This window comes from Paenibacillus sp. NPDC058367 (assembly GCF_042723305.1).
Taxonomy (GTDB): domain Bacteria; phylum Bacillota; class Bacilli; order Paenibacillales; family Paenibacillaceae; genus Paenibacillus_AQ.
This window is the reverse complement of the sequence record NZ_JBHXIZ010000001.1, coordinates 1,337,699-1,358,132: the sequence shown is the minus strand read 5'-3', so window position 1 is coordinate 1,358,132 and position 20,434 is coordinate 1,337,699. Positions and strand designations below refer to the sequence as shown.

The 20,434-nt window shown below is 44.0% G+C and carries 20 protein-coding genes; 14 read left to right on the top strand and 6 right to left on the bottom strand.

The window, feature by feature from the left end:
* Positions 1-44: 44 nt before the first annotated feature.
* Complete coding sequence (locus ACFWMP_RS06075; protein ID WP_042186343.1) at positions 45-689, bottom strand: methyltransferase domain-containing protein; 645 nt, start codon at positions 687-689, stop codon at positions 45-47.
* 204 nt (positions 690-893) lie between these two features.
* On the opposite strand from ACFWMP_RS06075, the gene ACFWMP_RS06070 reads away from it, so the two are divergent.
* The gene (locus ACFWMP_RS06070; protein WP_076284187.1) at positions 894-1,361 is read left to right on the top strand and encodes a hypothetical protein; all 468 of its coding nucleotides are present in this window, start codon (positions 894-896) and stop codon (positions 1,359-1,361) included.
* A gap of 87 nt (positions 1,362-1,448) precedes the next feature.
* On the opposite strand, the gene ACFWMP_RS06065 is transcribed toward ACFWMP_RS06070, so the two are convergent.
* A complete protein-coding gene (locus tag ACFWMP_RS06065) occupies positions 1,449-1,910 on the bottom strand; it encodes a hypothetical protein (RefSeq protein WP_052404212.1) in 462 nt (153 codons plus the stop codon).
* A 169-nt stretch (positions 1,911-2,079) separates the two neighbouring features.
* On the opposite strand from ACFWMP_RS06065, the gene ACFWMP_RS06060 reads away from it, so the two are divergent.
* A complete protein-coding gene (locus tag ACFWMP_RS06060; protein ID WP_076284185.1) occupies positions 2,080-2,466 on the top strand; it encodes a DUF423 domain-containing protein in 387 nt (128 codons plus the stop codon).
* A 79-nt stretch (positions 2,467-2,545) separates the two neighbouring features.
* Here the strand turns inward: ACFWMP_RS06060 and ACFWMP_RS06055 are convergent, their stop codons facing one another.
* Entirely contained in the window at positions 2,546-3,100 is a 555-nt protein-coding gene (locus ACFWMP_RS06055) for a hypothetical protein (RefSeq protein ID WP_379422523.1), read from the bottom strand.
* Between the two features lie 188 nt (positions 3,101-3,288).
* Here ACFWMP_RS06055 and ACFWMP_RS06050 point away from each other — a divergent pair, with 188 nt between their 5' ends.
* The 9 genes from ACFWMP_RS06050 (at position 3,289) to ACFWMP_RS06010 (ending at position 13,853) form a co-directional block, all read left to right on the top strand.
* Complete coding sequence (locus ACFWMP_RS06050; RefSeq protein ID WP_042186349.1) at positions 3,289-3,591, top strand: YunC family protein; 303 nt, start codon at positions 3,289-3,291, stop codon at positions 3,589-3,591.
* 243 nt (positions 3,592-3,834) lie between these two features.
* Positions 3,835-4,296 (top strand): Dps family protein, encoded by a 462-nt coding sequence (locus ACFWMP_RS06045; RefSeq protein WP_042125852.1) that lies wholly within the window; start codon positions 3,835-3,837, stop codon positions 4,294-4,296.
* 285 nt (positions 4,297-4,581) lie between these two features.
* Positions 4,582-5,364, top strand: coding sequence for a Fe-S cluster assembly ATPase SufC (gene sufC, locus ACFWMP_RS06040; protein ID WP_042186351.1), 783 nt, complete (start codon positions 4,582-4,584; stop codon positions 5,362-5,364).
* A gap of 27 nt (positions 5,365-5,391) precedes the next feature.
* Positions 5,392-6,693 (top strand): Fe-S cluster assembly protein SufD, encoded by a 1,302-nt coding sequence (sufD, locus tag ACFWMP_RS06035; protein WP_042186353.1) that lies wholly within the window; start codon positions 5,392-5,394, stop codon positions 6,691-6,693.
* Positions 6,690-7,916, top strand: a complete 1,227-nt coding sequence (locus tag ACFWMP_RS06030; protein WP_076284184.1) for a cysteine desulfurase — start codon at positions 6,690-6,692, stop codon at positions 7,914-7,916. The genes sufD and ACFWMP_RS06030 overlap by 4 nt, the downstream gene beginning before the upstream one ends.
* Positions 7,903-8,334: a Fe-S cluster assembly sulfur transfer protein SufU gene (gene sufU / locus ACFWMP_RS06025; protein ID WP_379422519.1), complete on the top strand. Its 432-nt coding sequence runs from the start codon at positions 7,903-7,905 to the stop codon at positions 8,332-8,334. Before ACFWMP_RS06030 ends, sufU begins: the two co-directional genes overlap by 14 nt.
* 24 nt (positions 8,335-8,358) lie before the next feature.
* Positions 8,359-9,756: a Fe-S cluster assembly protein SufB gene (sufB, locus tag ACFWMP_RS06020; RefSeq protein WP_042186357.1), complete on the top strand. Its 1,398-nt coding sequence runs from the start codon at positions 8,359-8,361 to the stop codon at positions 9,754-9,756.
* 471 nt (positions 9,757-10,227) lie between these two features.
* Positions 10,228-11,988, top strand: coding sequence for an ABC transporter ATP-binding protein (locus ACFWMP_RS06015; RefSeq protein WP_042186359.1), 1,761 nt, complete (start codon positions 10,228-10,230; stop codon positions 11,986-11,988).
* 5 nt (positions 11,989-11,993) lie between these two features.
* A complete protein-coding gene (locus tag ACFWMP_RS06010; RefSeq protein WP_379422516.1) occupies positions 11,994-13,853 on the top strand; it encodes an ABC transporter ATP-binding protein in 1,860 nt (619 codons plus the stop codon).
* Between the two features lie 69 nt (positions 13,854-13,922).
* On the opposite strand, the gene ACFWMP_RS06005 is transcribed toward ACFWMP_RS06010, so the two are convergent.
* The 3 genes from ACFWMP_RS06005 to ACFWMP_RS05995 all read right to left on the bottom strand — a co-directional run bounded on the left by ACFWMP_RS06005 (position 13,923) and on the right by ACFWMP_RS05995 (position 16,566).
* Positions 13,923-14,171 (bottom strand): DUF7667 family protein, encoded by a 249-nt coding sequence (locus ACFWMP_RS06005; protein WP_042186363.1) that lies wholly within the window; start codon positions 14,169-14,171, stop codon positions 13,923-13,925.
* 563 nt (positions 14,172-14,734) lie between these two features.
* Entirely contained in the window at positions 14,735-15,775 is a 1,041-nt protein-coding gene (locus ACFWMP_RS06000; protein ID WP_339246409.1) for an HD-GYP domain-containing protein, read from the bottom strand.
* Between the two features lie 77 nt (positions 15,776-15,852).
* Positions 15,853-16,566 (bottom strand): molybdenum cofactor biosynthesis protein, encoded by a 714-nt coding sequence (locus tag ACFWMP_RS05995; protein WP_042186367.1) that lies wholly within the window; start codon positions 16,564-16,566, stop codon positions 15,853-15,855.
* A 136-nt stretch (positions 16,567-16,702) separates the two neighbouring features.
* Here ACFWMP_RS05995 and ACFWMP_RS05990 point away from each other — a divergent pair, with 136 nt between their 5' ends.
* The 3 genes from ACFWMP_RS05990 (at position 16,703) to ACFWMP_RS05980 (ending at position 20,291) form a co-directional block, all read left to right on the top strand.
* Positions 16,703-18,142, top strand: coding sequence for a bifunctional metallophosphatase/5'-nucleotidase (locus tag ACFWMP_RS05990; RefSeq protein ID WP_042186369.1), 1,440 nt, complete (start codon positions 16,703-16,705; stop codon positions 18,140-18,142).
* 72 nt (positions 18,143-18,214) lie between these two features.
* Positions 18,215-19,042: an undecaprenyl-diphosphate phosphatase gene (locus ACFWMP_RS05985; protein WP_042186371.1), complete on the top strand. Its 828-nt coding sequence runs from the start codon at positions 18,215-18,217 to the stop codon at positions 19,040-19,042.
* A 145-nt stretch (positions 19,043-19,187) separates the two neighbouring features.
* The gene (locus ACFWMP_RS05980) at positions 19,188-20,291 is read left to right on the top strand and encodes an HD-GYP domain-containing protein (protein ID WP_042186374.1); all 1,104 of its coding nucleotides are present in this window, start codon (positions 19,188-19,190) and stop codon (positions 20,289-20,291) included.
* The last annotated feature ends 143 nt before the right edge of the window (positions 20,292-20,434 follow it).

Here is a 20,434-nt window from a genome sequence, read left to right as displayed (position 1 = left end):
GCCTATGATGTAATTCGGGTATAATTGTATGTCCCATCAATAAATTATAGAAAATTTTGTCTATCGTGTGATTTTAGCCTGCGTTTCATAAGAACACGCGGTTCAGCGTAATGCCCTCTACTCATCAATTCCAGCTCATGAATAGAAATATCTTCTTTGATTACGGTGAAATGGTACATGATTTCATGCACAACATTGGCTTGAAGCGTCTTTAGTATTTCTAGTTCTTCTGTTTCATAAAGAGGATCTTCATAAGGGTATTGATAGAAAAGCTCCATCCTAAGCAATCGATAATCGAATGGCGGTACCGGGATGGGATAGTCAGGAATCGATGGGCATACTGGACCGGACGGGGGCTGGAAAAAGGATCCTGTGAAATACCTCGGAGTATATTCATCAAACTTCTGCTTAAAGGAAGGATTGGACATATGAACAAAACTGTGGGCATACGGGGCCAGTATACAAACAATGGCTTTGTGGGTGCTAATTCTGTGAATTTCCGACATAACCGCGGATAAATCGTCGATATAAGGTAATACACGACTAGCCATTACAAACTCGGCGGTATTGTCCGGCAAAGGGATGCCTTGGCTAATGTCACAGACAATATCTACGTTGGGACCCGCGATACGATCGATCCCGAGATAACCTGCTTCTTTACTGGATCCGCAGCCGATATCGATTCTCAAGGGGACCACTCCTTAGGGATAAATCAGGCTCAACACTATTGTATTAATCTCGCTTAAGCCTGCATCCGGCGGATGCCTATTAAAGATTGGAAGTTACTAAAAATAACGTATTATGAAACCTTAGCAGAGTTGATACGTTTATAGGAGTAGGCTTATAGAAAATGACTTTGCAAACAACCGCTAAACATAGAGGAGGCAGTCAACATGAAAAAACAACGTTCCTTACCCGCTATAGCTGCAATAGCAGCATTAACGCTAGCCCTAACCGCTTGCGGTGCTACTAATAATTCAGCACAGCCATCTGCAGAACCAAGTGCAACAGCTTCTCCAGTACCAACAGAGGAGACCACAAGCACACCCGTACCTACAGAAGGTACAAGTACCACTGCACCAACAGAGAATCCAAGTACTCCCGCACCCAAACCTACTGCAAATCCAGAAGCCAAAATTCTTAAAGGAACAGGCGTTTACGTCGGCCAAATAGATAGTCATTCTGTTGAGATTGAGACCAAAGAAGGTCCTACGGCTTTTGAGATCACAGCTGGTATGGAGAGCGTTATTGAGAAGTTAAATACGGATGATCCTGTAGCTTTTGAATATGTTGAAAAAGCAGTGGAAGGCGATGCTACAGTTAAACAGCGTGTACTTTCGAAGCTGTCACTTGCAAAATAAAGAAACGCTATCATTTATGAATAACAAAAGGGCTGCTCCTGATTGATTTCAGGAACAGCCCTTTTGTCTTGGAATTAGAAATGAACGTTATAGCGTCCCGGCATTGACTAAGAAAATAGTAATAAGCAGCATAAAGAGTAGGATAATCACACCGTTGATGATAGTGCCTATAACGCCGAAAACCTTACGTCTCTTCCGGATGGAAAGCCCAATAATGCCGATGACAACACCAATTACATTAAGAGCTGAAAGAATAATAACAGTCATTCCAAGAAGCATGATGGACTGCGATGATTCGGCTAATAGATTCGAGTTCTCGTTAACCATGGAAGAAGCCTTCATAATAATGAAAACGAAGAGAGCTGCATAACCCATTATGGTCACGAGGCTGATGATGAAAGAAGCAATACCAGGTCCAGAGTGTTGAAGGTCATGATCTACTTTCTGGTACGAATACGACGAACCAGCACTTGGCTGACTCAGATCAGGTTGGGTATTTCCTACCTCTGCTGTAGGCGCGTCAGATTTTGAGAGAGAATTAAGGTCCATAGGTTGCACTCCTTGAGAGATAAGAATGAAATGTTGTTAATATCCACTTTTTCATATTGATGCTAAAAAAGCAACCCCTGATTGTGGCTAATTCGTAAATGGCTGCTGGAAAAAGCAATCGGTAATCGTTTATGATAGAAGAAGTCTAATATTAAGGAGTTGTAATCGCATGCAACGGAAACTTATGGCCTGGGGGGCTGTGCTAGCAATGCTGGCAGTAGGAGTAGGCGCTTTTGGCGCTCATTTATTAAAACCTGTTATTAGCGAAGAATATATGAAGGTATATGAGACGGGTGTACAGTATCATTTGGTACATGCGCTGGGTGTAATTCTGATAGCACTGGCTGTAGGTCAATGGGGAGAAAGTACCCGGTTACGCTGGGCAGGAAGGCTATTAATAGCAGGGACGATTTTGTTCTCTGGTAGCTTATATGTACTGAGTATTTCCGGGATTAAGGTGCTCGGAGCGATAACACCTATTGGTGGTGTATGCTTCATAGCAGGCTGGTTATGTCTGGCTGTGGAAGCATTCTCACGCAGCAAAGAGGCATCCTAAGCAATCAAGTTACAGAAGTTGATAAATAAGCATCCGTTCCATAAAGGGGCGGATGCTTATTTATCTGTAACGTATACGTTTACAGAAATTCGTCGATCTCATTTAAATTAAAGCTGTATACCTGTTTCTCATCCACGTGATAGACACTAATAGAGTTGGCTGCTTCATCAAAATTTAAAATACGACAGGGCATGGACACTTGTTTTCCGTACCGATTCGCTCGTAAACGTACTAATTGGTTGTTCTGAATATACTGTCGAATTTTCCCGTATGCATCAGCTGGCGTCTCAATAGCTGACTGTTGTGCAGGCAATATTGCCTGTTTATCAATCGGTTTATCGAGCTGCTTTTTAGTGGTCTTTGGTGGCAGCTTAAATGAAGTTGGAGGAGCAGAGCTTTGATTCAAGGCTAGTTTGGCAGAACGAAGCAAGCTGTCAATGGTTCTCCCCAATTCAAGACCGGAGTTAATGTTGAAATCTGTGATTTTGTCATTATTGTTCAACATTTCAAGCAGATATTGCAATGCAAGCGGGTTGGTACGGGCATTAATCAGGATGTCGACATTAAATAAATAGTTGCCGTCTGTGTGTTGTAGTTTCTCGTCCATAGATCCCCCAGCTTTTCGTTTGAACATTTCTTTACAATTATAAGAATGTAAATAAACTATAACATTAAACAAGTAATAATCATATACCTGACACTAGAGAAAATGGGACCAAGGTACTGTGTTTTTTACGAAAAGCCTAGGACTACCAACTGCACATCAGCAGGGGGTGAAGCATACATATACATCGTGGTTGGTGAATAAAGGAGGTGCTGCTATTGGTTACTATGGAGCCCATTACCGTAGGTGAACATACGCTGATCGGGGTAGAAGTTAAGCTTCCGAAAACAACGCTGCTCTCAATCAGCACAAGCCGAGGGTATATTATGTGTGGTGCGCTGGATGTTGGTTTGCTCAATGAGAAGCTCAGTGATCGGCATATTATCGCAGCCCGGGCGGTTGGTGTACGTACGCTGTCACAGCTGTTAGCTGCCCCATTGGAGTCTGTAACCATAGAAGCGGAGCGTCTAGGTATCGTACCCGGCATGACGGGTGCGGATGCATTACTTCTCATGGTCTGACTGAACAATCTTACAAAATCCAAAACACAAGAGGCCAATGGCCTCTTGTGTTTTTTTGCAAGAATCAGAATTTGAACATTATAGAGAGCGTCTTTAGTGTAAATAATTTAAACAGAGATTTTATGGAAGGGTTCTTCTTGTTTCGTCTTACATGCTAAGGGGTAAATTAAGAATAGACAAGTTGCTGCCGGATGAAGGATTAAGTAGCCCGGTAAATATAAAGGATAAGGATGGGATCATCTCATGGCTAAAGCATCTAATAAAGTAAATACAACTTCACTGGAACAAATTTTGAATCGTCAGGTTGCTAACTTGAATGTATTGTACGTTAAAATCCATAATTTTCATTGGTACGTAAAAGGAGAACAATTCTTCTCTCTTCACGTGAAATTTGAGGATCTATATAATGAAGTGACGCTGCAAATGGATGAAGTTGCAGAGCGTCTGCTAAGCATCAAAGGAAGTCCCGCTGCAACGATGAAAGAATATCTGGAATTGGCAACGATTCAAGAAGCTACTGGTAAAGAGGATACTCGTGGTATGGTCCAGTCTCTGATTGAAGACTTTGCTACTATTTCTGAAGAGTTGACAGAAGGCATTGAGCTTGCTGAGGAAATTAAGGACCAGCCTACCTCTGACATGTTTATTAAAATTCGTGGTGATCTTGAGAAACATCAATGGATGCTGCGTTCCTACCTTAGCTAAACGATAAAGTATATGAAATAAGGCTTCCTGCGGGAGGTCTTATTTTTTGCGTTAGGTGGTTACGGAAAATAGCGAAACATGCGGTGCATTAAAGGATAAATAAAAAGAGATATTTGTAAAAAGACAGGGTTTGTTATAAAATTGTTGAGAATCATTGATAATCATTGTGATTCAATTTATAATAATTATAATGTGATATAGAATCTAATTGTGCTGGGAATCAGGATCATCCTGTTTCAATACAACTTTTGATTTCGCAAATCGATCAATGGAGGGAATAATATTATGGCAGCAGATTTTGTCATTGAGGGACTTAAAGCGACGATTGAGGGAAAAGAGATTTTGAAGGGGATTAACCTTCAAATGAAAGGTGGCGAAATTCACGCCATCATGGGACCAAACGGTACAGGTAAAAGTACCTTGGCGTCAGCTCTTATGGGTCACCCTAAATATGAAGTAACTGAAGGAACAGCAACACTTGAAGGTGAAGATCTCCTGGAGATGGCGGTTGATGAACGCGCACGTGCAGGTCTTTTCCTTGCTATGCAGTACCCAAGTGAAATTTCCGGAGTAACAAACTCCGATTTCTTGCGCTCAGCCATTAATGCCCGTCGTGAAGAGGGAAGCGAAATTTCTTTGATTCGTTTTATCCGTCTTATGGAAGCGAAGATGAAAGAACTGGACATGAATCCTGAGTTCCTACACCGTTACCTGAACGAAGGCTTCTCCGGTGGTGAGAAGAAACGTAACGAAATTCTACAAATGATGATGCTAGATCCAAAAATCGTGATTCTTGACGAAATTGACTCTGGTCTTGATATTGATGCTTTGAAAATTGTTGCCGAAGGCGTAAACTCCATGCGGAGTGAAGATCGCGGTTTCCTGGTTATTACCCACTATCAACGTCTCTTGAACTACATCAAGCCTGATTTTGTACATGTTATGATGCAAGGCAGAATTGTAAAATCCGGTGGTCCTGAGCTTGCACAACGTCTGGAAGCAGAAGGCTACGAATGGATTAAAGAAGAACTTGGAATTGAAGACGAAACAGTAGGGCAAGACGCGTAAGAAACGCCAGGAAGGAGGAGAACACTTATGACGACACAGACCATTCTTCCGGTGGATGCCGAGCGCTTGAGCGAATTATCGCATAGTAGCGGCGAACCGGGTTGGCTGAAAGAAAGCCGCTTGAAAGCACTTGAACTGGCAGCTACTCTGACACTGCCTAAATTAGAGAAGACACGGATTGATCGTTGGAATGTGAATAATTATGGTAGCTACAAAGCAAGCGAAACCATTGCTTCACTGAAGGATGCACCTGCTTCCATTTCCTCCTTGATCAAGGATCAGGAAGAAGGCAGTCTGATTATTCAACGTAACTCTGGTGCAGTATATACACGACTAGCTCCTGAACTTGCAGCACAAGGTGTTATTTTTACCGATCTGCAAACGGCTGTTAAAGAGCACGGAGATTTGGTACAACGTTACCTTCATAAGGCGATTCAGCCTGACGAGCATTCTATCGCTGCGCTTCATGCAGCACTATGGAACGGGGGAGTATTCCTCTATGTTCCTAAGAATGTAGTGGTTGAAACTCCACTTCAGGCGGTGCTGTTAACAGATGATGCGGAAGCTTCATTTGTTCCTCACATTCTGATTGTAGCGGATACTAACAGCTCCCTGACATACGTAGACAACTACGTGTCGGATAAAGAGGAAGCTGGCTTGCACAATGGTGCTGTAGAAGTATTCGTGGGTGCAGGTGCTAAAGTACGTTATGCTACAGTGCATCAGCTGGGCGTGGATACAACAGATGTGACTTACCGCCGCGCTGTTGTTGAGAATGACGGAACGATCGAATGGATTGTTGGAGAGATGAATTATGGTGATACAGCAAGTGATACCAAGTCTGTGCTCAAAGGTAATGGCTCTAGCTCGGATGCTAAAGTAATTGCTGTAGGTACGGGATCACAGAAACTGAATTACACTACTCAAGCTCAGCATTTCGGCAAAAATACCCCAAGTGACATGATCACTCGTGCGGTTATGCGTGATAATGCTACTTCTATCATCAACGGAATTACTAAGATCGAGAAAGGTGCTACAAGAGCCGACGGTCAGCAAACGGAGAAAGTATTGATGCTGAGTCCAAAAGCCCGTGGTGACGCCAATCCGATCCTGCTGATTGATGAAGATGATGTTACAGCAGGCCATGCCGCTTCCGTAGGACAGGTCAATCACGAGCAAGTCTTTTACCTGATGTCCCGCGGAATTACACGGCATGATGCAGAAACTCTGATCATCTATGGCTTCTTGGCTCCTGTTGTGTCGCAAATTCCACTAGAGGGACTGCGCAATCAGCTCCAATCTCTTGTGGAAAGGAAGTTAGGTCAATGATTAGCAACGCCATCCGGGAGCAATTTCCCATACTGAACCAGAATGTGAACGGCCATCCACTGGTCTATCTTGACAGTGCTGCTACTTCACAGAAGCCTCGTCAAGTGATTGAGGCGGTCAAGTCGTATTATGAGTGGGATAACGCCAACGTACACCGTGGCGTCCATACTCTAGGCAGCCGTGCAACAGATGCCTACGAGGGAGCCCGGGAGAAGCTAGCTAAGTTTATTAACGCCCGCAGCACTAAAGAAATCATCTTTACGCGCGGCACAACCACTGCCCTAAATCTTGTTGCCTCTTCTTACGGGCCATCTGCAGTGGGTGAAGGCGATGAAATTGTCATCACCCTGATGGAGCATCATAGTAATTTGATCCCCTGGCAGCAGCTAGCTAAGAAGACAGGTGCTACTTTAAAATATATACCGTTGCAACCTGACGGAACGATTACGCTTGAAGATGCTGAGAAGACGATTACGGATAAAACCAAGATCGTTGCTATCGCTTATGTGTCTAATGTTATGGGAGTAACTCATCCGATTAAAGAGCTTGCGGCGATTGCTCATCGAAACGGTGCGGTAATTGTCGTAGACGGCGCACAGAGCACACCTCATGTGAAGGTCGATATGCAGGATCTGGATTGTGATTTCTATGCACTTTCCGGACATAAAATGCTAGCACCTACTGGAATTGGGGCTTTGTACGGCAAAAGAGCACTCCTTGAAGCCATGGAACCTATTGAGTTCGGTGGCGAAATGATTGATGATGTGGGTCTCTATGAATCGACATGGAAAGAACTTCCTTGGAAGTTTGAGGGCGGTACGCCGATCATTGCAGGAGCTGTTGGATTAGGTGCAGCCGTAGATTTCTTACAAGAAATCGGCATGGATGAGATTCACAGCCATGAGAAGCAGCTTGCCGCATACGCAGAACAGCGTTTATCTGAAATTGATGGCTTGACCATTTATGGTCCGCGCAATCGTGAAGTTGGCGTTGTGACTTTTAATCTGGGTGACGTTCACCCGCATGATGTCGCTACAGTACTAGATGCGGAGGGAATTGCTATCCGTGCTGGTCATCACTGCTGTCAGCCGCTGATGCGCTGGCTGGAAGCCAGCTCAACAGCACGTGCGAGCTTTTACCTGTATAACACCGAGCAGGATGTAGATCGACTGGTGGACGCTTTAATCAAGACAAAGGAGTACTTCGGCTATGAACTTGGATGACTTGTACAGACGCGTTATTATGGATCATTATAAAAGTCCTAGGAATCGTGGTTCATTTGAAGATGATGCTCTGAAAATTGAACTGAATAACCCAACTTGTGGTGACCGTATTACACTTCAGCTTAAGGTAGAGGATGGAATCGTCAAGGATGCCCGTTATAACGGTGAAGGTTGCTCGATCAGTATGTCATCGGCTTCGATGATGACTGAGGCGATCAAAGGACAAACGGTTGAACGAGCACTCGAACTAGCCGATAACTTCTCCTTACTGATGAAGGGTGAAGATGTGGATTTTGGAGATTATGAAGACATTGAAGCCCTATCGGGTGTGAATAAATTCCCTGCGCGGATCAAATGTGCAACACTGGCTTGGAACGCGCTTCGTAAAGGAATTGACGAAGAACAGCAACATAAATAACAGTAGAACAAGGAGGCTGACACCATGGCTAAGAAAGCGCCTGATATGGAAGAGTACCAATACGGGTTCCGTGATGAGCATAAGTCGATATTCCAGTCTGGTAAAGGTTTGACGGCCGAAATTGTTAAAGAAATTTCAGCAATCAAAAATGAACCACAGTGGATGCTTGATTTCCGCTTAAAATCCCTTGAACAGTTCCGTAAAATGCCGATGCCTACATGGGGCGGCAATATGGATGATTTAGATTTTGAGGATATTCAATATTATGTAAGACCTTCCGAGAAACAAGGGAAGACTTGGGAAGAAGTTCCTTCCGAAATCAAGGAAACCTTTGATAAGCTGGGTATTCCTGAAGCGGAACAGAAGTTCCTCGCCGGCGTATCGGCACAATATGAATCTGAGGTTGTATACCACAGTATGCAGAAGAGCCTTGAAGATCAAGGGGTTATTTTTACAGATACCGATACTGCACTGCGTGAACATCCAGAGCTTCTTAAGAAGTTCTTCGGGACGATCATCCCTCCAACCGATAATAAATTTGCAGCACTTAACAGTGCAGTTTGGTCAGGCGGAAGCTTCATCTACGTTCCTAAAGGTGTGAAATGTGAAGTTCCTTTGCAGGCTTACTTCCGTATTAACTCCGAGAACATGGGACAATTTGAGCGTACCTTGATCCTCGCTGACGAAGATAGCTTCGTGCATTATGTAGAAGGCTGTACAGCGCCAATCTACAGCACGAATTCTCTGCACAGTGCGGTTGTTGAAATCTTGTGTATGAAGAACTCACGCGTTCGTTATACTACGATTCAGAACTGGGCTCCAAACATCTACAACCTCGTTACTAAACGTGCGGTTGCAGAAGAGAATGCTACGATGGAATGGGTCGATGGCAACATCGGTTCCAAGCTGACTATGAAATACCCTGCGGTTGTTCTTAAAGGCCGTGGAGCTAAAGGTTCAGTACTGTCCATCGCGGTAGCGGGTAAAGGCCAGCATCAGGATGCTGGTGCCAAGATGATCCATTTGGCTCCAGACACAACATCCACTATTGTATCGAAATCGATCAGTAAGCACGGCGGTAAAGTAACTTATCGTGGTCTTGCTTCCTTTGGCCGTCAGGCAGAAGGTGCGAAATCGAACATCAAATGTGATACACTCATTTTGGATAACGAATCCACTTCGGATACGATTCCTTACAATGAAATCATGAACGATAACATCGTGCTTGAGCACGAAGCAACGGTATCCAAAGTTTCTGAGGAGCAGCTGTTCTATCTAATGAGCCGCGGTCTAACAGAAGCTGAGGCAACTCAAATGATCGTTATGGGCTTCATCGAACCGTTCACCAAAGAACTGCCGATGGAATATGCGGTCGAAATGAACCGTTTGATAAAATTCGAAATGGAAGGAAGTATCGGTTAACCTTGATCTTCAAGGTTCCGGCTTCATTCTAATAAGTAATACAAAATACGTATTCGCAGTGATCTTGATGCTTTTATGCTCAAGTCACTCGAATACGTATTTTTTATTGGAAATTGAGATGGGGTTTTCATTCTAGAGGGTTAAATCCAAATTTTATGCAAAAAAGCTTGATAAAAGTTTATTTTGGAGGGGGTGATCACATCAAGGATCATGATGTTTCTTAATTCAACAGCATTAAGGAGGAAACTCGAGTATTTTAAGACAATGATGGTCGTTTATCACCTATATATGGGTCTTTTTTCCGAAATAACAGGATAAACGCTCAATTCTACCCTTTGCCGCTTTAAATTAGGGATGATACACTGCTTAAAGTCACTAAAATTGAAAGCGCTAAAAAATAGCTTTATTTTGTAAAGCTAAGTCTATGCTTACGAAGCAGCTTTACTTCGTAAAGCTTTAAGGAGGAGAGATATGGATGTTCTCAGGCAACTGCGAGGCTATTACCGAGAGAAGCTACATTATTTGATTCTTTCGATTGTATGCTTGGCCGCTGCAACTGCAGTGGGGCTAATTACCCCCAATTTGTTAAGGAAGCTGATCGATGAAGTAATTGTTCCACTCAAGTTTAAAGAGGTGCCCGTGTTGGCTCTCAGTGTGTTAGCTGTAGTTATCGTAAAAGCATGCCTGCAATTTGCACATGGTTTTTTTGGAGGGCGGTTAGGTAATTTTCTAGCATATCGGCTACGTAACGCTTGTTATGAGAAATTACAATTTCTATCTTTCCGTTATTATGATACCGCGAAAACAGGAGATCTGATGTCCCGGCTGACCGGGGATTTGGAAGCGATTCGGAACTTTATCGGTTTTGGTTTTGCTCAGTTGCTAAATGTGTTTTTTATGGTGCTCTTTGGTTCTATCATGATGTTCACCATTAATTGGCAGCTAACATTGGTTACTTTGATTACTATGCCATTTCTGGCAGCAGTAGCTTTAAGATTTGAGTCCAAGATTCATCCGGCCTTCCAAGAGATGCGCCTTGCGCTGAGTTCTCTGACAACGGCTGTACAGGAGAATATCACGGGTGTGCGAACTGTCAAATCGTTTGCTAGAGAGGCTCACGAAGTTGAAAAATTCTCACACCGTAATGAACGTTATAAGAATAATCAGATTTTTGCCGCTGAGCTCTGGAGTAAGTTTTTTCCGGTCATGGAGCTTTTAGCATCGGTCAGTATAGCTATCCTGTTAGGCGTAGGTGGTACACTCGTCATTAACGGGAAAATGTCACTAGGTGAATTGGTTGCCTTCTTCAGTTTGATTTGGTACATCATTGGACCGGTATGGGGTCTAGGCTTTCATATTAATAACTATACACAGTCCAAAGCTTCGGGAGAACGTGTACTTGAAGTACTTAATCAAAAAATTGATGTTAAGGATAAAGAGGATGCCCGTGAACTGGTGCCTTCCGAGGTTAAGGGGGATGTTGCCTTTAATCATGTCACCTTTGCGTACGGGAACAAAATGCCTGCTGTTACTGACATCCATTTTGAAGCTAAATCAGGTGAAATTATCGGATTTCTTGGAGGCACAGGTTCAGGTAAATCCACTATTACTCAACTGATGATGCGTGCTTATGATGTCAATGAAGGGAGTATTACGCTGGATGGCATTGATATTAGAGAGTACAGTGTGCGCAGCCTGCGGTCACAGATTGCCACCGTATTCCAGGAAACATTCCTGTTCTCCTCATCCATCCGCAACAATATTTCATATGGCTTGAAAAATGTAAGCATGGAGGAGATTATCCGTGCTGCACAGCTGGCAAAGGCGCATGATTTCATTATGGAGATGGCAGACGGCTATGACACTGTAGTGGGTGAACGCGGGATGGGTCTCTCTGGCGGACAAAAGCAGCGGATTGCGATCGCAAGAGCCCTGCTTAAGAATCCGCGTATCCTCATCCTCGACGATGCGACCAGTGCGGTCGATATGGAAACGGAACATGAGATTCAAGCGGGATTCCAGGAGGTCATGAATGGGCGTACAACACTTATAATTGCCCATCGGATATCCTCCTTGCGACATGCGGATCAGATCATTGTCATGAACGAAGGTCATGTTCAGCAGCGTGGTACTCATCAGGAGCTAATTGAAGTTCCAGGTCCATACCAGGATGTATACCGGATACAATATGCTGACTATCTGGCCAGAGCTACCGGAAGAGGGGAGGAGTGAGGCATATGAAACTTGAAGCCAAACAGAACACCGCTACGGGAGCAAAGCGTAAAGCAGCCGAGCAGAAGACACTTGATGAACGTTTCGTGTACAAAGATGATGATGTGATCGACAAAGCGTTTGACTGGAAGCAGTTCACCAGATTATTCAGCTATATGAAGCCTTACGCCAAACAGATGCTTCCACTGGTTTCTATCATGATGATTCTGGGAACCATTACGAAGCTGACCGTTCCTTTCTTGACAAGTTTAGCTATCGACCGTGCTATAGCGCCTAAGGTTGGGAATCCAAGCTTAACACTTCTTTATTCGCTTACGGCAGGTGTCATTGTCTTATATCTCATTCAATGGATTGCAGGTGTGTACCGGATTAAGTACACGAACATCATTGGACAAAGAGTCATTTATGACTTGCGTTCTGACTTGTTCAAGCATATTCAGAAGCTCTCTTTTAACTTCTTCGATAAACGCCCAGCAGGTTCGGTATTAGTACGTGTGACGAATGATATCAACTCACTGCAGGACTTGTTCACGAACGGGGTAGTCAATCTGATGATTGACTGTGTACAGCTTTTAGGGATTACCATTATTCTGTTATTGATCAACTGGAAACTTGGTCTTGCAGTAATGGTTACGGTTCCGATCATGTTCTTTATTTCTACTAAGCTGCGTCAGAAGATTCGGATCGCTTGGCAGGATGTGCGGATGAAGAACTCTAGAATTAATTCTCACTTGAATGAATCGATTCAGGGGATCAGAGTCACACAGGCCTATACACAAGAACGTGAAAACATGAATTATTTCGATTTTATGAATACAGATAGCAAAAAGTCCTGGAATAAAGCATCTGCGATGAACCAAGCTTTCGGGCCGATGATCGAGATCACTGGTGGTTTTGGAACGATGATCCTCTTTTGGTTAGGGGCGTATCTCATCCAATCTGGCGAGCTTACTGTCGGTTTGCTGGTAGCGTTCAGCTCTTATGTCAGCAACTTCTGGGACCCGATTAACCGTCTGGGGCAGATGTATAACCAGCTGCTGGTAGCGATGGCCTCCTCAGAACGGATCTTTGAATATTTGGATGAGCAGCCTTCGGTTCAAGATAATCCAGGGGCTAAACCACTAGGAACGATTCGTGGAGATATTAACTTCAATAAGGTCGTTTTTGAATATGAAAAAGGTCGGGCGGCTTTAAAAGGCATCGATCTGGATGTAAAAGCTGGGCAATCGATCGCGCTGGTGGGTCATACTGGCTCGGGGAAAAGCACGATTATTAACCTGATTGGCCGGTTCTATGATATTAAGAGCGGAAGAATTACGATTGACGGTGAAGATATCCGTGAAGTTACTCTAGATAGTCTGAGAAGGCAGATCGGAATCGTGCTGCAGGACACCTTCATTTTCTCAGGAACGATTCGCGATAATATCCGGTTTGGTCGACTGGATGCTACCGATGAAGAAGTGGAAAATGCCGCGAAAGCAGTAGATGCCCATGACTTTATTATGAAGCTTCCTGGAGGGTATGAGACAGAGGTAGAAGAGCGTGGTAGTGCCTTGTCCATGGGACAGCGTCAGCTGCTCTCCTTTGCCCGTGCACTATTGGCGAATCCGCGGATTCTGATCCTTGATGAAGCTACGGCAAGTATTGATACAGAGACGGAGCTGAAGATTCAAGAGGCACTCAAAATCTTACTTCAGGGCCGGACCTCCTTTATCGTCGCTCATAGACTATCTACCATTCGCCATGCGGATAAAATAGTCGTTCTGGACCATGGTGAGATTAAAGAAGAAGGAACCCACCGAGAACTGACATCACGTGATGGTGTGTATAACGGATTAATAGAAGCGCAGTTCCGCTTTCTATAGCAAAGAACAACAGCCCATTCCCTTTGCGAAAGCAAATGAGGAGTGGGCTGTTTTATATCGTACGTCCAATTATTTCGGGCGTTTAGGTAATCTACCCGTTATACGTAGCTCAAACATTTGGGCACAAATATCCTGATGCCACTGTGTATCCGTTGTTTGTTCCGCTAACAGTATTTCATTCTGTAGTCGTGCCATCTCCCAACAGTAAGTGGCATTCACCTGAAGGCATTGCTGTTGTTCCGTTTCTTCGGAGGCTGTAAGCTGGCGTAGACGACTTAGAGTGAATAGCTCGGCAAGACGTTCATGGACTGGAAGCATACTTTTTACCTCCTGGAAATATTTAAACCACATATTAGTCTCGCCAAGAAAATTGTAATTCAATCATCAAGAGATTAATGATAGGAGGGGTACAACTGACTAAGGGTTATGGGCAATGGGAGGATCTGTTGGGGATTTGTAGGAAGGAAGAATTTAGGTAGGTACAGATTAAAGAAGGTAAGGAATTAGGAACCTGGATTCGGAGCTTTCTATTGCAGTATTTACAATAGAAAGCACCTTATCCACTCATAAAATAACATCTACTGCACTTTGTGCAACAGTATTAGGAAAATGTGCTTATAAAAGACGTTTTCTTTATTTTTGATTGCACAAAATACAACAGAAAAAATCCCCCGAAAGAAAACGGAGGATCATGGATTTCGAAAGATAGCTTTGAGGCCCCGATTCTTGCGAAGCAAAGAAGGAGCCTCAAAGCGAGGTTACACAAGGCGTTCCTTCTATCCACCACCGCCACAAGTTTACACCAAACTTCTGGTTGTCCAGAGGTTGGAACCCTAAGGGCCCTCCCTTTGAAGAAAGGGTTTGGGAGGGGGCGAAGCGCCCTAGTCCATGTAAATTTCTACAATGGCAACGTTCCGTTCGCGGGAAAGATCCACGAACATTCCGTCAACCTTTACCAGTGGTCGGAAAATATCGACCAGATTGTTCATAATAATTACGCCAATATCACCTGTGTTCAGCAACACACGCTTGCCGATGAAGTTGGGCATTAAATGCTGGATAAAGGCTTGAACGGTTTTAGCGTTCAGTTTGCCGAAACTTAGATTGTTTATTTCACGCAGGACGGAAATAAGCTCTTGCTTCGACTGATAGACTCGTTTAGAAGTCATCGCACTATAAATGTCAGCTACAGCTGCAATTTGTGCATAAGGATGAATATCAGTTTTGGTTAGACCGCTCGGATAGCCAGAGCCGTCCTCACGCTCATGATGTTGGAGAGCAGCCAAAGCTGTGTAAGAATCGTCCATGGAATTACGTATAATTTCGTAGCCGTACTTAGTATGTAGTTTAATTTCCTCGAACTCATCTGGCGTTAGCTTCCCTGGTTTATTCAAGAGAGAGGGTGAAATTCGGCATTTTCCAATATCAATCAAATAGCCTGCACGACCAATTTCATAGCATTCTTGTTTGGAATAACCAAGCCATATCGCAATATAATAAGAGAGCATGCCCACCTGAAGGGAATGATTGTAGGTATAGTTATCTTCCCGATCTAGCAAAAGCAGGAGGGACACTACATCTTTATGCTTGTCCAAAGTTTGAAGCGAAGGCTGAAGAATGTCGTTTACCACGGATTGGTTGAAGCTTCCTTTTAATAACGCTTCCATATAAAGAGACTCGAAGCCATCAATCATGGTATCAAAACTAGTGGTCACCGTCTGAATAATTGAAGGTCTGCTGAGGGGGGATACCTCTTCCTCTAACGTCTCGATATCAACATAATCAACTCCAAGCTGCATCAGCTTGGCGATATCATTTATTTGGAGCAGTGATCCTTTTGGTAATACATGTAAACCCCTAGAACTATACGCGTCCGCGTTAAGGTGATTACCAGGTTTTAGATCCGAGACGTGTACTCTCAATGCCTATGCCACCTTTTATCCGATTTTATCCAGAATATCAACAAAGTTCAGATTTTTCAATCAAAAAGGAGAAAAGATTATTTGTGGATTGTATCGCTAGCTTTTTGATCAGAGTTCACCCAATGTTGGCCCGATTCATTAATGTCTTTTTTCCAAACGGGAACCGTCTGTTTCAATCGTTCAATGGCAAAGCGACTGGCTTCGTAGCAGGTATCGCGATGGGGTGTGGAGACGGCAATGATAACACTTGCTTCCTTTAAACCTACAAGCCCAATGCGGTGAGATATGGCGCAGTTTGCGTTCCAGCGGTTCTTCACTTCTTTACCAATCTCCTCTAGTTTACTTAAGGCCATAGGAATATAGGCATCATAATGAAGTGCGGTTGTACGTTGTTCTCCGGTCATTTCACGTGTAGTGCCGATAAATAATAAGGATGCTCCGTGATTGACGTCAAGAACGGCATCTAGAAGCTTCTCTGCATTTAAAGGCTGGTCCGTTATGCTATAGAGACCATCAGTAGTAGTTTCATATATAGTGCCATTCTCTCCCCCGGAAACTGGAGGAATAAGTGCGACTTCGGAAGACGCTGTGATGATAGAATCATCAGGAGCATATTCCCGGTCAATGGCAATTAAAGAAGCCCCAATTTGGGATGCTGCATTCGGATAAGAGGCAGATAGAAGCTCCTTCAGCTTGCCAGCTGTTAAGGGAATCTCAGTCGCTTGGAAGGACAGAGAAGAAGAGCCGATTGTCTCAGCCAGACCCGCGAATAGTCGGATAGTAATATGCATTTTTATTCTCCTCTGATGTATGATCTGATGTCTTCAATATACCATAATGTGTCTGAAAATGTTATGCTAGGCTCTATAAGATCACGCACCGACTGCTTCATTAAAGAGCAGCTCAAGGGTAGGAGGAATGTTGCTTATGGGGCATGTGCCACAAAGACTGACCATACTTCATACCAATGATATACATAGCCATTTTGAAATGGTAAGTCCGGTGGCAGCGGAAATCGCCGCACAAAGGGCTGCAGCGGGAGAAGAGCCTGTACTGCTGCTGGATATTGGTGATCATATGGATCGTGCAGCTGTTGAGACAGAAGGCACTATGGGTCAGGCTAACATCGATGTATTAAATTTAACAGGATATGATGCTGTAACCATTGGCAATAATGAGGGGCTCACGTTCTCTCAGGAGATGTTGTCATCTATTTTTTCCGGGTTACAGTGCCCGGTAGTATGCTGTAATTTTGTAGAGTCTTCGACAGGAGAGCCGCCAAGCTGGATGAAGCGTCATGCGGTCTTGGAGAAGGATGGAATTAAAATTGGAGTGACCGGAGCAACAGCGGCATTTACTTCGTTCTATTCCCTTTTGGGCTGGGATGCTTTAGATCCTGAGACTGCGCTCCGGGAACAATGCCTACTTTTAGCGCCACAGGTGGATATTTTAATCGTTCTATCTCATCTCGGACTTCCTACGGATAAAATTCTGGCAGAACGGTTAGAGGGCGTACATGCCATTCTTGGTGGACATACGCACCATCTGTTAGAAGAGCCTATTATGATTAATGGTACTGCCGTATGCGGTGCTGGGAAATTCGGTCGGTATCTCGGGCGCCTACAATTTGAGCGACTAGATCCTCAGTCTGATTTCAGCTTAGTGACGGGTGAATGTATTCCTATTGACCCCCTTCTAAAGGAGGAGGTTATAGGTCCTGCAGTCGCTATTCATTTGAAGCATGGCCAAGAATCTCTTCAGACGATCGCTGCGATTACTGACCGTGAGCTTCCTTTGAACTTGCGGGGAGAGTCCCCCTTTGGCAATCTTTTGGCACAAGCAGTACGTGGATTTACAGGAACTAGTATGTCATTAGTTAATACGGGTCAGCTGCTAGGACCATTGCCGGAAGGCGAGGTTACGACAGGGATGCTGCACGCACTTTGTCCTTCTCCCATCAATACTTGCATCATTAAGCTGAAGGGTATAGATATTCGCACAGCTTTGGAACAGAGCCTTACAGAGGAGTTTTATAGTAAGGTCATTTACGGGTACGGTTTCCGCGGGAATCATCTGGGCAGCTTGGCAGTAGATGGATTAAAAATCTTGTACGACCCACTAATGATACCGTATGATAAGAGTGTTGCAGTTTTTGTCGAAGGAAACCCACTGGAGGATGAAAGAGAGTATAATGTTGGTACGCTGGACATGTTTACTTTCAGGGCCGGCTATGAGACGATCGCGAATGGGAAGGATGCTTTGTTTCTATTACCTCATTTTTTGCGCGATCTCTTGCGGATGGAGTTACAGCGTCCAAACAGCCTCGATGAATGCATGCTCACTCGCTGGGAGGCTAAGTCTGAATAAGGCCGACAGCTCATAATCTACACTTATAGACTCCATTTAACAGTGCTAGATTCCCAAAAATAGGAGGACATTATGGACACGATTACAGCTATTATTTTAGCAATTGTCGAAGGGATCACTGAATTTATTCCTGTATCTTCGACCGGACACATGATCTTGACCACGAAGCTATTAGGTTTCGCTGAGCAAGATTCGATTATGAAGACTTATGAAATTGTAATTCAACTAGGGGCGATTTTGGCGATTGCACTTGTTTACCGCAAGCGAGTACTCAATTTGCTAGGGATTGGACGTAGTAGTTCAGGTAGAGGAGGCGTTATGCCGGCATCCCGTCTGAACTTAATTCATGTGATTCTCGGGATTGCCCCAGCACTTGCTGTGGCATTTTTTGCCCGCGATTTTATCAAAAGTCTTTTTGGAGCTTCGACTGTACTCTGGGCACTGGTGGCCGGAGGGATTCTAATGATTGTTGCAGAATGGGTGAACAGACGCAAAATACGAATTACTGCTCACGAACTGGATGATTTGTCTTACGGACAGGCGCTCGCGATTGGATTGTATCAGATTATTTCGGTACTTTGGCCGGGCTTCTCCCGTTCCGGGTCTACTATTTCCGGGGGGATGTTAAGCGGGGTCAGCTACAAGGCTTCTGCGGATTTTTCCTTCCTCATAGCCATTCCTATTATGTGTGCGGCTTCCGGATATGAACTGTTGGATTCGTATAAAAACTTCACAAGTGAGACGATTGGTTATTTTGTAATTGGTTTTCTGATTTCTTTTGTAGTGGCATATTTAGTGGTCATTTTGTTTATGAAATGGATTCAAAAGATTCGATTAACGCATTTCGCGATCTATCGATTTATTCTTGCTGCTGTATTCTGGTTGTTTATTATGCGTTAATGCCCGTTGGCATAGACCTAGACACATCTGATTTTCTTTAAGGTACACCTGTCTGAATTTCCATAGAAACGGTATAGACAAAGCGTGTGACCCAAGGATTTCAATACAGAATAGTATTTTACCGTTAAAGGCAGGAGTGAGTTTAGTGCGTTTAGTATCCGTGAATCAGCTTCAAGCAGGCATGAAATTAGGTAAAAAAATATATAATGATGAAGGTCTAACTCTACTCGCAGACGGGGTGGAGCTTACGGATGCATTGATCAAGCGTCTTGCAAGAATTGATATCGGCTATATCTACATAGAGGATTCTGTCACGGACGATATTGTGATTACTGGTATTCTACAGGATGAGACGCGCAATCAGGCGCTAAAGGTGATTCGTAATCAATTTCAGCAAATGTCTGGGGCTTCAGGAATTACCAAGGGTCTGTATCATCTGGACAAAAAATTTTCTAAGATCATGGATAACATTTTAGACGATATGTCTTTACAAGAAGATCCGATGATCATGCTGATGGATATGCACACTGCTGATAACTATTTATATGTCCATTCCCTGAATGTCTGCTTGTACACTTTAGTGCTAGGTATTGCTCACGGGTATAGTAAAGAGGAACTTCGAGTGATTGGGCTAGGCGCGCTGCTGCATGATATTGGGAAGACACAAATCCCGATAAAAATCGTACAGAAACCCGGCAGGCTCAGTGATGAAGAATTCCGCCACATGCAGGCTCATACCGAGATTGGGTTTCAGATTCTAAAGGAGGAGCCGAATATCCCGCTGCTCGCAGCACATTGTGCCTTGCAGCATCATGAACGCATTGACGGTTCCGGATATCCTCGCGGATTAACAGGGCCCCAAATCCATGAATATGCCAAGTGGCTGGGTGTAGCGGACTCCTACGATGCCATGACCTCCAATAGAGTCTACAAAAAGGCTATGCTGCCACATCAAGCCGTTGAGGCCCTCTATGTTGGTTCCGGTACTTTATATGAGCAGAAGCATTTAGAGTTGTTTAGAGATCGCGTAGCTATCTATCCGCTGGGGCTTACGGTGAAGCTCAGTACCGGGGAGAGCGGGGTTGTGGTCAAAATAGATCCAAGTACGCCTCACAGACCCACCGTACGTGTGCTTACGGGTCCTGAAGGAGAGAAAGTCGTACCGTTTGAACGAGATCTTAGTAAAGCCCTCTCCGTTGTTATTATTGACGTCGCAGAACAAGGCGGTTCTCTGGAAACGCCAAATTGATTATTTATAGCAGCGTGGAGAGAAGATTAGGCTTGTCCGAAGATATGTCGGAAGCCTATTTTTCGTCTCGCTGCTTTTATTTTTTTTGAAATGTAGCGCAAGTATAGAAGGCCAGAAAGACATCATAAGTGCAGTTTTTTTGC